Source organism: Pseudomonas sp. LBUM1651 (assembly GCF_059716135.1).
The window spans coordinates 3,823,974-3,837,538 of sequence record NZ_CP166805.1 but is presented as its reverse complement, the minus strand read 5'-3'; the positions used below and the strand labels follow the sequence as shown (position 1 = coordinate 3,837,538).

Below are 13,565 nucleotides of genomic sequence, written 5' to 3'. Positions count from 1 at the left end.
GAAGGCCCCAGAACATGAGTTTTTAAAATATAAGCTTTAACTTACGATCTTAGGCGTGAAAGCACAACGCGCTTGGAACCATGAACACACAAGAGTCCGACGTCCTTGGGACAGCCCAGGCGCAGCTCGCGAATGTTGAAAGCTCCCCGGCGCTGGGACAGGACTCGAAAGCTTACTACCGCAAACAAGTAGGGATGTTTCAAAAAATCCTGGGTGTTGGATCTTCCGCGCTGTGGTCACCGCTTGTTCTCCTCGCGGCACTGATTCGTCCCACGTTATCCCTGATCCCCATCGGTCATATAGGCGGTCGCCAGTGGACCGCGAAAGGAATTGACTCCTGCCCCATGGAAGGTTTTTCTGCCCCTCAGGTTGCCAAGCTGCTCAGACTTCCGCGCGGATCTGTTATTCCGCTCGTTATTGCACTTGTTTATCGCGCTGAGGACACAAGGATTGAGGAGCGTTTCACACTGAAATAAAACCTTTTTCGAGAGTAGCCAGGAATCGACCCAGAGCTGCCTGTTATGACAGGCAGAAAACGACCAAAGCCAGACGTTCTGGCTATCTACGAATACGTCAACGGACTGACGCCCATGCTGTGAGGGTGCGGTCTCTGAAAGTCATACTCAAAAAATAAGGTCTCAAGTATGCTGCTGCGGAATCTGAAAATCGCCTCCAGATCAAGCTATTGCTTTGCTTCATTCACCCTCTTGCTGATAATTGTTGGTGCGTTTTTCCTGGATAAGACCGCGACCCTTAGGCAGATCCAACAACAGATTGAAGTAGGTTCACTAAGAAGTATCAATGTCACAGGAAAGATCAACGCTTCGTTGATTTCCATGCGTTTGGAGACGCAGCGACTGATTACCGCTAAAGACCCCACTGATATCCAGGATACAAATAAGCGTTTGGATGGGTTTCGGGAAAACCTCAAGCAAGGGCTGAGTGACTTCGCGCCATTGGTTGAGACCGAAGAGGTGAGGGCAATCTTCACGCCTTTGAGAGCTTCCTTCGATGATTACCTGCGTTTGCAGAGCCAGCAACAGCAGATGTTGAACGCGGGGCAGGTCACAGAGATGGTGAAGTTTACCGCGGAGCAAGGTGTTCCAGTGATAGGGCGTGCCATTAGCAAGGGCTTGTCTGACCTGGCAGCCTTCAACGAGCGTCTTGCCGCTCTTCAGGGCGAGCAGGCGGGCAAGATTTATGCGCAAACACGCACAGCACTTTTAATTCTGATCACCGCTGCCGTGATTTATACAATCATTCTTGCCTGGATGTTTACGCGCAGCCTTACCCAGCCACTATACCGTTCCGTTGCCGTCGCCCAGCGGATCTCCAAAGGTGATCTCACAGAGCACATATTGGTAGATGGTCAAGATGAAGCAACTGATTTACTTATTGCGCTTCAAACGATGCAGGAAGATCTTCGTGATACGTTGAAACTGATCGCCTCCTCTTCAGAGCGCCTGGCATCGGCAGCAGAAGAAATGGCCACGATCAATCAGGAAAGCAGTCACGGGTTACTGAAACAAAATACCGAAATTGATCAGGCTGCCACGGCGGTCAATGAAATGAGTGCCGCTGTGGACGAGGTGGCCCGTAATGCGGCCTCTGCGTCCGAGGCCGCAAAAGCTTCAAACGAAGCAACGCAGAGTGGGCACCAGCGTTTAGGGCAAACTATTTTATCTATCCACAATCTGTCAGAAAATGTGCAGGCTACAGCCGTCCAGATCAATGGGTTGGCCAGCCAGGCGCAACAAATCAGCAAAGTGCTCGATGTTATTCGTGCTATCGCAGAACAAACCAACCTTCTGGCGCTTAATGCTGCTATCGAGGCCGCACGTGCCGGTGAACAAGGTCGGGGCTTCGCTGTGGTCGCTGATGAAGTAAGAGCGTTGGCTCATCGGACTCAGCAGTCGACGACAGAGATTGAGCAGATGATCGCCGGTGTCCAGAGTAGTAGTACAGGCGCCGTCAGGGCCATGGAGATCAGCATAGACCAGGCCAAACTCACTCTTGGACAAGCAGATGATGCAGGTCGTGCTTTGCAGGTCATTGCTGAGGCTATAGTCCAGATAGATGAGCGTAATTTGCAGATTGCTACAGCGTCGGAAGAGCAAGCGCATGTTGCACATGAGGTAGATCGCAACCTTATGAGTATCCGAGACCTGGCCAGCCAAAGTGCCGATGGTGCAAACCAGACCGCGATCGCTAGTCACGAATTGTCTCGACTGGCGATTAGCCTGAATGAGGTAGTCATGCGCTTCAAACTGAGTTGATATTCAATTCGGAAATGGAAGGGAGTGACTGCTTTTGGCCGATTCTGTTGAAAAAGTCGGTCTACCAAACTGCCTGATCATTGACTGGTGAAAACGCCTTTTTTGCACGCTGCTACGTGAAATCCGAGTCCGGAAGTCTCTGCCAAAAGCAAAGATTTTAATCTCGGACGCGTACTTTTCTGATGCGCAAACTACGGTCGACTTTTTCAACAGAATCGGCCGATAGCTGCCTGTCTCCACGGCAGCAAATCGAAAGTTCTTTGCCAATCATGGTCACAAAGTGCGCCGGTCAATCCGATGCAATCGTTAATCAGACTCAATGCAGGTTACGGCTTTACCCAAACCGTTCCGGTGAGTACGCAAGAAACTTCCTGCAATGCTGAAGCGGTGTGTGGGTCTGCGATGATTTTTGGCGGCTAGGGCATCGACTAATGCCTGTATTTAGGGCGAAGAGATTCGATCATCCAACAACGCACTTCGGCAATCCACGTACCTCTCTGCTAGGTGGAGTAATTATCGAGAGTTTTGCACCGAAATGATGCAAAAAAGTCAAGAAAAAACATAAGAGAAACGTTTAAGCAGTCACATATCTAGCGATAATGGCTATGAGGCATCACGGCCTGAGGGCAGCCCCTCAGATACCCGAACTCTAGAGCAGCTTGCCCCTGCAAGGAATGAAATGAGTAAATTTCTCGGTAATCTTAGCGTCAACCTCAAGCTGGGCCTGGGATTCGGCCTGGTTCTGACCTTAACCACCGTCCTGGCTTTAGCCGGCTGGACCAGCGTGGACAAACTGGTGTGGCGCAGCGACCGAATGGGCGATATCACCCAGTTGAACACGTTGCTGAGCAAAACACGCGAGGCCCGTCTGCAATACCTACTGTCCAATGGCGATGAAGGCGCCGCCCAGAACGTGCAAACCAACCTGGATGCGTTCATCGCCCAGCAGCAAAAACTGATCAACGCGTTTACTCGCCCGGAGAACCTCAAGCTGCTCAAAGAACAAGCGGCCATTATCAGCAATTTCCAGCAATCGCTGAATAAAATGCGCGACGCGTATCGCGCCGCAAACAACGCACGGCAGGCCATGAGTAGTAACGCCGAAGCAGCCGGTAAGCAGATCACGGCGATCTACAGCCGCGTGCTGCAATTACCTCCGGGCGACGCGGACCGTTTCGAACGTTTTCAGACCATCAGCCGCGCCAAGGAACAGTTTCTGCTGACCCGTTACGAAGTCAGCGCTTACACCGCAAACAGCACCCCGGATACTGAGCAGAAGGCTGTCAAGCAACTGAATGAAGCGATTGACGGCTTGAAACAGCTTAGTGAGTATTTCAGTGCTACCCAGCAGGACGCATTGCGCCAGTTCGAAAGTGCCCTGGGCAACTACCGCACGGCCTTGCAGGCCTACAAAACCGCTAGCAGCGTCGTTACCCTGGCGAGCAAAGAACTGGTCGACCAGGGGCTCGATTTATTGACCCGCAGCGACGGCCTGTACCAGATACAACTGGACAGCCGCGCCAGCGAAATCGCCCAGACTCGCACGTTGCTGTTCGGCAGCACCTTATTGGCCTTGCTGTTTGGCATTCTGGCCGCCGTCATCATCACTCGCCAGATCACCCGTCCGATCCGCGAAACCCTCGGCGTCGTCGAACGCATTGCTGCTGGCGACCTCACCCAGAACCTGGTGGTCACCCGCCGCGATGAGCTGGGCGTGCTGCAACAAGGTATCCAGCACATGGGTGAGACCCTGCGCAACCTCATCGGCGGTGTTCGCAACGGCGTGACACAGATCGCGAGCGCTGCGGAGGAGCTGTCGGCCGTCACCGAACAAACCAGCGTCGGGGTCAACAACCAGAAAGTCGAGACCGATCAGGTCGCTACTGCCATGCACGAAATGACCGCCACCGTGCAGGACGTCACGCGCAACGCCGATCAGGCCTCGCAAGCCGCCACAACGGCCGATGGCGAGGCTCGCGAAGGCAACAAAGTCGTGGGGGAAGCGATTGTGCAGATCGAACGCCTGGCTGAGGAAGTGGTGCGTTCTACCGAGGCTATGACCCTCTTGCAGCAGGAAAGCAACAAAATCGGTAGTGTCATGGACGTGATCAAGGCCGTGGCCGAGCAGACCAACCTGTTGGCCCTCAACGCCGCCATCGAAGCCGCCCGTGCCGGTGAGGCCGGTCGCGGTTTTGCCGTGGTCGCCGACGAAGTTCGCGGTCTGGCCCAGCGTACCCAGAAGTCCACCGAGGAAATCGAAGGGCTGGTCGCCGGTTTGCAGAGTGGTACCCAGCAGGTGGCCAGCATCATGAGCAACAGCCGCAGCCTGACCGACAGCAGCGTGGCGCTGACTCGCAAGGCCGGTGTCTCACTGGGAAACATCACCCGTACCGTATCGAACATCCAATCGATGAATCAGCAGATCGCGGCCGCCGCCGAGCAACAAAGCATCGTGGCTGACGAAATCAGCCGCAGCATCATCAATGTGCGCGACGTCTCCGAGCAGACCGCTGCCGCCAGCGACGAAACCGCCGCCTCCAGCGTCGCGCTGGCACGGCTGGGCACCCAGCTGCAAGTGATGGTCAGCCATTTCAAGGTCTGATGAAGCAAGGTCGCTCCCACGCTTTGAATGGGAGCGATCATCTGATTCGACTGGCTGCTTTTGGCTGAGGCTGTGTAAAAACGTTTTAGCGCAGGGTTGAGGTACAGAACCAAAATCGCGTTTCTACGCAAATTTGAGATCTGGCTGGGTCACCAAGGACTGGCAGATTTTACGTAGCAACGCAGACTTTAAAACGGTGCCTACGTTGTTACACAGCCTGGGCTGATAGCTGCCTTCCTTATCTAAATCGTTTGACCATTAAATAATCGTTTTTGTAGACAGCGGCAAGGCGCATTGCCATCATCGCGCTTCTTGTACCTGAAAAGGATTTTCTCCATGCGTAAGCTACTTCTTCTGGTAATGCTGGCTGTTGTAGTAACAGGCTGCTCCAGCCGTAAAGACTTTTACGCAACCGGTGGGAGCCGGGCGGACGGCTCGATCGACATGGCATACGACTTCAAACCCTTTGGGACTCCGATCGTTGACTATAAGCAAGCAGAATCGATTGCAAATAGTAAATGTGCGGTTTGGGGTTACAACCGCGCCGAACCTTTCGGTGGGCAAACCCAGAATTGCCAGGTTCTCGATGGCTGGGGTAACTGCACTGCTGGCCAGATGATCGTCAAATATCAATGCATCGGAAACATTACGCCAGCTAACCAGACCACAGCTTCTACGCTCACCTCCGTTCCGGTTGGAATGCTGACCCCTGCTCAGTACAAAGAAGCACGCGTCAAAGCATTGATGGATCAAAACCTCCCCTATGCCGAGTACCAGAAGCAGTATCAGGCGATCATGGCTGAGTAATTTCATCGAGCGCTGGTTCTACTGTGCGGCTCAATTTGTCCAAAGCTCCCTGCGTGTCGTTGTGAAACTGAGCCAGGTCTTCACTCGAAAAAACTGCGCTGTCACTCTATCGGCAACGGCGGCTTTTTGCCGTTCTCTGTCTGTCGCCTTTTCGGCGGTCAGTGGAAATACTGGGTGGTCAAGTGGCATGCAATTACGCAGTAGTCGTCGGTGTGCCGACCAGCGGCAGCGTGACCCCAGAGTAACCCCGACCCGAAACGACAAGGCCCTGCAACGATGCCTGTCTTACAGACACCATCCAGACACGAAAGACTCCAGAAACGAAAAAGGCCCACCGCAAGGTGAGCCTAAGTCGTTGTTTTGTCTGGCTCCACGACCTGGACTCGAACCAGGGACCCAGTGATTAACAGTCATTTCAAATGAAAGGATGAAATACAAACAAAAACCCTAACGTGCAGGCCCTGCGAACGTGGTGTCCATCGCGCTGCGGTCGTAGTCCAGCAGGTATGTATTGTAGTGGATCGACCGCCGGGATAGCGAAAGTCACCCTCTATTCAAGGCAGATCTCAGCCGTTGCGGGCAAGCTTTCGAGAAAGGCGGCAATCTGCCGGGTACCGCGCAAGTGCACCACAGGAATTTGCGGGCCGATGGCCAGGCGCACCGCTTCGATTCCCGGGCGGTAGCCACGATCGAAATTCCGCACGAAGTTCAGAAAGGTCAGGAACGCCCGGTCGAGCTTCTCTGTACAGCCTGCTGCAAGGTCAGGGCGAGGGCGGTTCATGACGCTGCGCATGATCACCCGGGTAAAACAGGTGAGTCGCGATGTATTGAGCCAGATGATCAGGTCGGTACGGGGCAGGCGAAGGTCGAAGGTTCGCCGCGCATAGTTGCCTTCACAAATCCAGGCATCCGCTGCGATCGCTTCGCGGACCCGCGCGCGGAACTGGCCTGCGTCGGGTTCGACCCAGCCAGGCTCCCAGAACAGCGTGTCCAGGTGAACCACGGGCAGGCTCAGGCGCTTGCCGAGGGCGCGGGCGAGGGTAGATTTGCCGCTACCGGCATTGCCCAGAATGACAATCCGTTGCATGGGGGACTTCCTGTCGCGAAAAAAGCCGGCAATTGTGCAGGTTTTGGAGGGGCAGTGAAAGGCGGCCTCCACGAGCGCCGGCTATTGAGCGATATCGATGTTGAAAGCAACAGTCAGGTGTGTGGCGCCCGGTCGGCTTGGGTCGGAAGCGGCCTCGACAAGAGGACGCATCGAGCGCGCTGTGCTTGATCAGTCTCGTCAGTCGGTTCTAGCGCTCGCTAAAAAGTACGCAACCAAAGCGTTGGCATGGCCATGGCCCATGCCGTGTTCGGTTTTGAGCAAGGCAACCATTTCCATATGCTTCTTGCCGCTGACTGTTTCGAGCAGGTTTAGCCAGTGGGTGATTGGGTGCCCATACTTTTTTTCAATAGAGGGGAAGTACGACGCAGGCCCTTTTACTTTTGGTTCGTCGGTCATGACGCAAACTCCTTTTCTGCTTTGTGTGCTGCTTCTGCCGGCCGCAAGACTTTAACCTGTCATCGGTAGGTCGTTAAAGCCACGTATTCACCACCCGCCGATCCAGCTCCTCCCAATCCGCCATGCCCAACACCCGCGTGGTGTTCAACCCGCGCAAATAACCGCGCAACTGATTGGCGGTGGCCCACGCAAGCTCCGGGTCGGGCACGTGTTCGCACAACAATACGGTTTCGTACTGGACCAGGTACTCGGCCACCCGGTCACGAAAATCGGGCAGAACAGCGTCGCGGATCAAGTCAAAAGTTCTCAAGGAGAGATCCTCATCCATCTTTTCCAGTGGTGATTGAGTGTGTATCCGCCTGCGCGGCGCGCAACTATTGCTAGAGGTAATAGTGACCATCAAGAAACGCAAGTTCTACTTTGATGGCAATAGCCGGAAAATCACCTCCAACGACACACCACTCACGAAAATTTGCGTGATTTGATGAACGAACCTTTCAGGATGAGACCGATGCGTCTTTTATTTGTGCCTGCCATGGCGTTTGGCGCTTTGTTGCTCACCGGTTGTGCCTCCGCGCCGAACGACCCGACCCTGACCTTGCAGACCAGCAAGACCCCGGCCCAATACGCTGAATGCGTCGTACCGAAATTGCAGGGCAATGCGTTGAACCCGACCGTCTCGCAGACCCAGCGCAGCTACCGGATCGTGGTGCCGAGCAAAGTTTCGGCGGACAACGTGCTGGAAGCCTACAAGGCCGGGAACGGCGGCAAGGTGTTCATCTACGAGCGGCACTTGCTGGCCTCGAACTTGTTGCCTTCGAGTTTTGAACGTGCCGCACAGGATTGCATTTGACCCCGGCCCGTAAACGTTTTCTACAGAGCTCCTTTGGTTGGCCGCAACCAACCAATTTTCTGCCCCGCACCCCATTTGGTTGCGGGGCTTTTTTTTTGCGAATGAACAATAGCTGCTTTTCCACTCCGCTAAATCGACAGGCCAAATCGATATTCCTGGTCTGTCCCTTCTTGCCCGGATGGATGTTCGATCAAGAAGCCACAGCGCTTGAGTACCTTTGCCGAGCCGATATTTGCAGCGTATACGTTGGCAACCAGTTGTTTAAGGTTCCAACGCAACCGCGCCTCCTGGACCAGATGCTCCACCGCCTGTGTGGCCAGTCCTTGTCCGCAAGCACTTTGAGCAATCCGATAGCCTACTTCTGCCGACCGCTGGGACGTGTCGATGTCTTTCAGGTTCGCTCGCCCCACTATTTTTCCGCCAGAGTCTTCGATGACAAAGGGGTGCCAGGTTCCGGCGGCATAATCAGACAAATAAGCCGTGATGTGCTCGGTGACACCCTGCGTCGAGTAAAAAGCAGCATCGCGCGCGTCAATGTGGCGCTCGAACCACTCGCGATTATCCAATTCAAATGTCAGCAACGCCTCAGCATCAGTGCTTTCCAGAGTCCGAATTCTGACGGGTTTCATAACTACGCTCCCTCCCTGGTAAAACAACCTGGATCATTGTGCAGAGGAACACCTGTCCGCTCCTGGCCGCCAGCATCCTCTCACAAATTACAGACACCGCTAACGCAAGGACTTGAACGCTGTACGAAGTTCTTCAGTAAAGAGTTGCGGCTGTTCCCAGGCGGCAAAGTGACCGCCTTTGTCGGCTTGATGGAAGTAGATCAGATGGCTGTAGGCGCGTCGGGCCCAGGATTCCGGAGGGTAATAAACGTCATCTGGAAACACCGTGACCGCCACGGGCAGGGAAATTTCGGTGGTCTTCTGTGCGGCTGAGGAAAGAGGGCTGCGTCCCATGTTTTCCCAATACAGCCGTCCTGCCGAAGCGGCGCTGTTCGTTAGCCAGTACAACGTGAAGTTATCCAGCACCTGATCCTTTGTCGGCAGCTGTTGAGCGTCGGCGCCGTACATCCATTTTGCAAATCCCGGGTGAACGAGCAGGAGCGCAGCGAGAAAGGTCGGTGAATCCGCCACGCCGTAGCCCATCATCTGCGGTCTTGCGGCCATCATTGCGCTGTACGCCAGGTTCCCCTGCTTGATCAGTGTGGCAACGGCGTCAAAGGTTGCGCGCTCCTGCGCGGAGAAGTTCTCCGGTGCCGGCCCACCGGCAGCGAGTGCCGCAGTCGCTTCCGGCGGTAGGGTGGCCGGCAGGTTGAGATGAATGCCGAGCAATCCGGCCGGTGCCTGGCGCGCCATCGCGCTGGTGATCGGGGCACCCCAGTCGCCACCCTGGGCGACGTAGCGCGTGTACTCGAGGCGTTTCATCAACTGCGCCCAGACCCGTGCAACATGATCCGGGTCCCAACCAATACCCGTCGGTTTACCGGAGAAGCCATAGCCAGGGATGGACGGAATCACCACATCAAATGCATCCGCCGCGTTGCCCCCGTGAGCGGTGGGGTCGGAGAGCGGGCCGACGACATTAATAAACTCGAGAATGGAGCCTGGCCAACCGTGGGTCATGATCAACGGCAAAGCGTTCGGACGGGGAGAGCGCACCCAGATGAAATGGATGTCGACCCCATCGATCGTCGTGACGTACTGCGGCAAGGCATTGAGCCGGGCCTCTACTTTGCGCCAGTCGTAACTCGTGCCCCAGTAGTGAACCAGCGCCTTCAATTGTTCCAGTTGAGCGCCCTGGGACCGATCGGAAACCGTCTCTTTATCCGGCCAGCGGGTCGCCGCAATTCGGTCACGCAGATCCGCAAGGTCGCGGTCAGGAACGTGGATTTCGAAGGGCCGGATGGCTTCGGTATCTTCGGCGGCAACCGCATTGGCGGGAAGCGATGAGGTGAGCATGACGGCGACTGCGGCAGCGACGAATGCGAGTTTCATTTTCACTTCCTCGGATGAGGGCATGCTGGGCATCATTGCAATTGAAGGTTAGCAGTTCAGCCGCGTGCACTACGCTCACCATGAGGATCCCGCCATGCGCCACTACACTGTGGAATACCTGTTCAACGGCGAGCCCCGCACTCACCTGTTCGAGTTCAAGCAGCCTCGGCTACCCGTACACGAGGCGGCGATGCACCTGCTGCAGCTGCATTTTGGGGATGGAGAGAACAGCCTGATCATGCCCAATGCGGATGCCACGCCAGCGGAGATTCTGGAGCAGGCTGAGCGGGTAGGGCTGACGCAGATACAGGTCGTCGATTAACGTGTCCAAACCGAAAAAACCTATTGAATAAAAACTCTAAAGACGGGAAGCTTACTGGCACATTGCTAGTAACCACTCAGTGAGTATCGCCAGTTACTGGCTCAGGGAGCGCTGATGAGTGTTCGTCCATTAACCGACTCTGCGCGGCAACCGAACGATTGCGACGTTGTCGCATCTCAGCTTAAAGGGAATTCGGACACTCTCGGCATGGCTGACGCTGGCAACGCGGAAACGATTGAACAATTGCTGGGCTCAGCGCGCAACTGGGCGCACACCACCGCGTGGGTGGTTTACCGTGCCGGTGAACAAATGCATTTGGTCGGGCAGGGCGACCCACGAGCGCAGTGGCCATCAAGTGTTGCAAATGAAGAGTTCGACACCTTTTGCCTGACCTGGCACTTGCACCGCTGGCCGACCGGCAGCGGCGAAAGTGTGCTGGGTTGGTTACTCGCGCCAGTCGAGGCTGCCGCGGAACCGGCGCTCGCCGGGTTTGCCCAGCGCCTGGGCATTCAGGTGCAGACCAATACCCTTGCCCGTGCGCAGATTACTCAGCGTGTACTGTATGAAATTACCTACCTGGCCAGCTCGACCCGCGACCGGTCAGTGTTTCTGGTGGGGGTTCACCAGCTGCTGGCCAGCCTGATCGACGCCGAGAATTTCTATCTCGCGTTGTATGACCCGCACAGCGGCAAGATTGACTACCCGTATTACGTCGACATCATCGACGTTGATGCCGTGGAGTCCTCGCACTACGAATACCTTGACCTTTCGCACCTGTCGTTGACCGGCCAGGTATTGACCACTGGCCAGCCGTTGCTGATCGACGCCGCCGGCATTCTCGCAGCTCAGACCGAGGAGCGTTTTTACTGCGTGGGTGATCGTCCCGAGTTCTGGATGGGCGCACCGTTGAAAAATGCCTCGGATGAGGTGTTTGGCATGCTTGCGATGCAGGTCTACGACGTTTCTCGTACCTACAGCGCTGAGGATCGCGCGCTGTTTCTGGTGGTGGCCCGCCACGTGGCCATGGCGCTGGACCGGATTCTGCACCGAGAGGATCTGGAAGCGACGGTGATGCGTCGCACCCTTGAGCTTTCGGCACTCAACGACGCCTTGAGGCAGGAAGTGGCAGAACGAGAGCGCGCCGAACATCTGCAGAGCGCGCTGTTCCAGATCGCCGAGCTATCCAGCCAGCCTGGCGAAATGGCTGAGTTGTTTGAAACCTTGCATGGCATCGTCGGCGATCTGCTGTTCGCGCGGAACTTCTACATTGCGCTGTTCGACGACGCGACCAGTGAAGTGACCTTTCCGTATTTCGTCGATGAGCGGCAGACGACCTGCCCGGTGGCACGGCGAGGACGCCGGGGCTTGACCGAGTACGTTATCCGTCAGCGTCGACCTTGCCTGATTGACGCCAGCGAGGCTGAGCGATTGTCTGTGCACGGCGAAATCGAACTGGACGAGGAGTATGTCCGATCCTACTCCTGGCTGGGCATTCCATTGTTCGATGGCGCTGTGGTGCGTGGCGTGCTTGCGGTGCAAACCTATACCTCGCAGGTGCGGTATACCCTGCGTGACCAGGAACTGCTGACGTTCGTGTCGCGGCACATTGACACAGCGTTGTCGCGACGCACGGCCGCCGAAGCGATCCATGCCGCCAACCTCAAGCTGGAAGCCCGGGTGCACGACCGAACCCGCGAGCTCGATCACGCCAATGCCAAGTTGCAACACGAGAACTCCCACGATGCGCTGACCGGGCTACCCAATCGTACCTACCTGCAACAGCGCCTCAATCTGGCCTGGTCGCAGTTCGGCAGCGAAGGCGGGCACCTGGCGGTGATGTTCATCGACCTCGACCGTTTCAAACTGGTCAACGACAGCCTCGGCCACCATTTTGGTGACCTGCTGTTGATGCAGGCCGCCCACCGTTTGCGCGGTTGTCTGCGCGACACCGACATGCTGGCGCGCCTGGGGGGCGATGAGTTTTCGGTGCTGGCTCCCGAGGCGCCGCTGGACGTGGTGATCGACATCGCCGAACGGATTCTGGTGGCGTTTGACCTGCCGTTTTTGATCAATGGCTATGAAGTTTTTTCGTCCTGCAGTATCGGAATTGTCAGCGCCGACAGTCAGTTCCATCACGAGCCAGCCGACCTGCTGCGCGATGCCGATGCGGCGATGTACCGGGTCAAGAGTGCCGGGCGCGACAGCTACGCGGTGTTCAATCAGGAAGTGCGTCGTGAAGTCTCGGACCAGGTTGAGCGTGAAGGGGCCTTGCGCAATGCGCTCAAACGTACCGACGAATTGCTGCCGTATTTCCAGCCGATTGTCAGCGTCGAAAGCGGCGAACTGTTGGCCCTTGAAGCGCTGATTCGCTGGCATCCGCCGGGCGGCCGGGTGATCGCGCCGGGCGAGTTTTTGCCGGATGTCGAGGGTTTGCGCCTGATCGGTCGCCTGGACCTGTACATGCTGACCAGCATCGCCGTGATCCTCGCACAGCCCGAGCACGCCAATTGGCCTCCGGTGCACGTCAATTGTTCCAGCTACAGCATGACGCGTCCGGACTTCGCCAGTGATGTGCTTGCCCTGTTGGCGCGGCACAGGGTCGAGCCGTCGCGGATCTGCCTGGAGTTGACCGAAGGAGCGCTGGTGGCTGAGCCGGCGATTGCCCGACTGACCATGCAGCAATTGGCTGACAACGGCATGTCGGTGGTGCTCGATGACTTCGGTGCAGGGTTTTCATCCCTGAGCTATGTGCATCAATACCGTTTCAGCGGCTTGAAGATCGACAAGTCGTTCATCCTCGAACTGACCACCAGTCCTCGCAGTCGCGCAATCGTCCGGGCGATTGTACGGATGGCCGAATCGCTGGACCTGAGTGTGGTGGCCGAAGGTGTCGAGGATCAAGCGACGCTGGACTTGCTGCGCGAAATGGGCGCAGGGCAGGCCCAGGGTTACTATTTTGCCAAGCCGATGGGGTTGGAGGCGTTGCTGGCGAGTTCGCTGATGGGGCGTTAGGGTTTATTGAAGGGAGCCGATGACTGGTGTTGGATGCTCTTGGTCGATTATCACGAAGGGGTGCAAACGACCCATTGCTGCCGGTCAGAGATCTTCTTTCGCCTAGGGAGAGAGTGACAATTCACCTGCTATTTCGCTACACCACTGGTAGTTCATACAGTGGCTTTCGAATGTTACTGTCAGAAGCAC

General features: G+C 56.2%; 11 protein-coding genes and 3 pseudogenes. 9 read left to right on the top strand and 5 right to left on the bottom strand.

Annotated features, from left to right (window positions below; all coding sequences use genetic code 11):
- Positions 1-80 precede the first annotated feature (80 nt).
- The 6 genes and pseudogenes from ACA066_RS17800 to yecR all read left to right on the top strand — a co-directional run bounded on the left by ACA066_RS17800 (position 81) and on the right by yecR (position 5,685).
- Positions 81-476, top strand: a complete 396-nt coding sequence (locus ACA066_RS17800) for a hypothetical protein (protein WP_497695988.1) — start codon at positions 81-83, stop codon at positions 474-476.
- A 168-nt stretch (positions 477-644) separates the two neighbouring features.
- Positions 645-1,184, top strand: a pseudogene (locus ACA066_RS17795) (MCP four helix bundle domain-containing protein); the annotation flags it as partial.
- Positions 1,185-1,283: 99 nt separating this feature from the next.
- Positions 1,284-2,276: pseudogene (locus ACA066_RS17790) on the top strand (methyl-accepting chemotaxis protein); the annotation flags it as partial.
- Positions 2,277-2,955: 679 nt separating this feature from the next.
- Positions 2,956-3,972 (top strand): annotated as a pseudogene (locus ACA066_RS17785) (methyl-accepting chemotaxis protein); the annotation flags it as partial.
- 42 nt (positions 3,973-4,014) lie between these two features.
- Positions 4,015-4,878, top strand: a complete 864-nt coding sequence (locus tag ACA066_RS17780) for a methyl-accepting chemotaxis protein (protein ID WP_497699909.1) — start codon at positions 4,015-4,017, stop codon at positions 4,876-4,878.
- A gap of 336 nt (positions 4,879-5,214) precedes the next feature.
- Positions 5,215-5,685: a YecR family lipoprotein gene (gene yecR / locus ACA066_RS17775; RefSeq protein ID WP_497695987.1), complete on the top strand. Its 471-nt coding sequence runs from the start codon at positions 5,215-5,217 to the stop codon at positions 5,683-5,685.
- A 550-nt stretch (positions 5,686-6,235) separates the two neighbouring features.
- Here yecR and ACA066_RS17770 read toward each other — a convergent pair.
- From ACA066_RS17770 to ACA066_RS17760, 3 genes are all read right to left on the bottom strand, one after another.
- The gene (locus ACA066_RS17770) at positions 6,236-6,772 is read right to left on the bottom strand and encodes a P-loop NTPase family protein (protein ID WP_497695986.1); all 537 of its coding nucleotides are present in this window, start codon (positions 6,770-6,772) and stop codon (positions 6,236-6,238) included.
- A gap of 198 nt (positions 6,773-6,970) precedes the next feature.
- Complete coding sequence (locus tag ACA066_RS17765) at positions 6,971-7,189, bottom strand: DUF4287 domain-containing protein (protein ID WP_497695985.1); 219 nt, start codon at positions 7,187-7,189, stop codon at positions 6,971-6,973.
- A gap of 73 nt (positions 7,190-7,262) precedes the next feature.
- Positions 7,263-7,499, bottom strand: coding sequence for a hypothetical protein (locus ACA066_RS17760; RefSeq protein WP_497695984.1), 237 nt, complete (start codon positions 7,497-7,499; stop codon positions 7,263-7,265).
- 201 nt (positions 7,500-7,700) lie between these two features.
- Here ACA066_RS17760 and ACA066_RS17755 point away from each other — a divergent pair, with 201 nt between their 5' ends.
- Positions 7,701-8,042 carry a hypothetical protein gene (locus ACA066_RS17755; protein WP_497695983.1) on the top strand — a complete coding sequence of 114 codons (342 nt, stop codon included), beginning with the start codon at positions 7,701-7,703 and terminating at the stop codon, positions 8,040-8,042.
- Between the two features lie 128 nt (positions 8,043-8,170).
- On the opposite strand, the gene ACA066_RS17750 is transcribed toward ACA066_RS17755, so the two are convergent.
- Both ACA066_RS17750 and ACA066_RS17745 read right to left on the bottom strand, forming a co-directional pair.
- A complete protein-coding gene (locus tag ACA066_RS17750; protein WP_497695982.1) occupies positions 8,171-8,671 on the bottom strand; it encodes a GNAT family N-acetyltransferase in 501 nt (166 codons plus the stop codon).
- A gap of 99 nt (positions 8,672-8,770) precedes the next feature.
- The gene (locus ACA066_RS17745) at positions 8,771-10,042 is read right to left on the bottom strand and encodes an epoxide hydrolase family protein (protein ID WP_497695981.1); all 1,272 of its coding nucleotides are present in this window, start codon (positions 10,040-10,042) and stop codon (positions 8,771-8,773) included.
- A gap of 94 nt (positions 10,043-10,136) precedes the next feature.
- Here ACA066_RS17745 and ACA066_RS17740 point away from each other — a divergent pair, with 94 nt between their 5' ends.
- Both ACA066_RS17740 and ACA066_RS17735 read left to right on the top strand, forming a co-directional pair.
- On the top strand, positions 10,137-10,364 hold the full coding sequence (locus ACA066_RS17740; protein WP_497695980.1) for a hypothetical protein: 228 nt from the start codon (positions 10,137-10,139) through the stop codon (positions 10,362-10,364).
- A gap of 114 nt (positions 10,365-10,478) precedes the next feature.
- A complete protein-coding gene (locus ACA066_RS17735; protein WP_497695979.1) occupies positions 10,479-13,376 on the top strand; it encodes a sensor domain-containing phosphodiesterase in 2,898 nt (965 codons plus the stop codon).
- Positions 13,377-13,565 lie beyond the last annotated feature (189 nt).

Excerpts from the sequence above, each read along its gene's own strand:
- ACA066_RS17800 (WP_497695988.1), top strand. The coding sequence starts at position 81 with ATGAACACACAAGAGTCCGACGTCCTTGGGACAGCCCAGGCGCAGCTC.
- ACA066_RS17780 (WP_497699909.1), top strand. The coding sequence starts at position 4,015 with ATGGGTGAGACCCTGCGCAACCTCATCGGCGGTGTTCGCAACGGCGTG.
- yecR (WP_497695987.1), top strand. The coding sequence starts at position 5,215 with ATGCGTAAGCTACTTCTTCTGGTAATGCTGGCTGTTGTAGTAACAGGC.
- ACA066_RS17770 (WP_497695986.1), bottom strand. The coding sequence starts at position 6,772 with ATGCAACGGATTGTCATTCTGGGCAATGCCGGTAGCGGCAAATCTACC.
- ACA066_RS17765 (WP_497695985.1), bottom strand. The coding sequence starts at position 7,189 with ATGACCGACGAACCAAAAGTAAAAGGGCCTGCGTCGTACTTCCCCTCT.
- ACA066_RS17755 (WP_497695983.1), top strand. The coding sequence starts at position 7,701 with ATGCGTCTTTTATTTGTGCCTGCCATGGCGTTTGGCGCTTTGTTGCTC.
- ACA066_RS17750 (WP_497695982.1), bottom strand. The coding sequence starts at position 8,671 with ATGAAACCCGTCAGAATTCGGACTCTGGAAAGCACTGATGCTGAGGCG.
- ACA066_RS17745 (WP_497695981.1), bottom strand. The coding sequence starts at position 10,042 with ATGAAACTCGCATTCGTCGCTGCCGCAGTCGCCGTCATGCTCACCTCA.
- ACA066_RS17740 (WP_497695980.1), top strand. The coding sequence starts at position 10,137 with ATGCGCCACTACACTGTGGAATACCTGTTCAACGGCGAGCCCCGCACT.
- ACA066_RS17735 (WP_497695979.1), top strand. The coding sequence starts at position 10,479 with ATGAGTGTTCGTCCATTAACCGACTCTGCGCGGCAACCGAACGATTGC.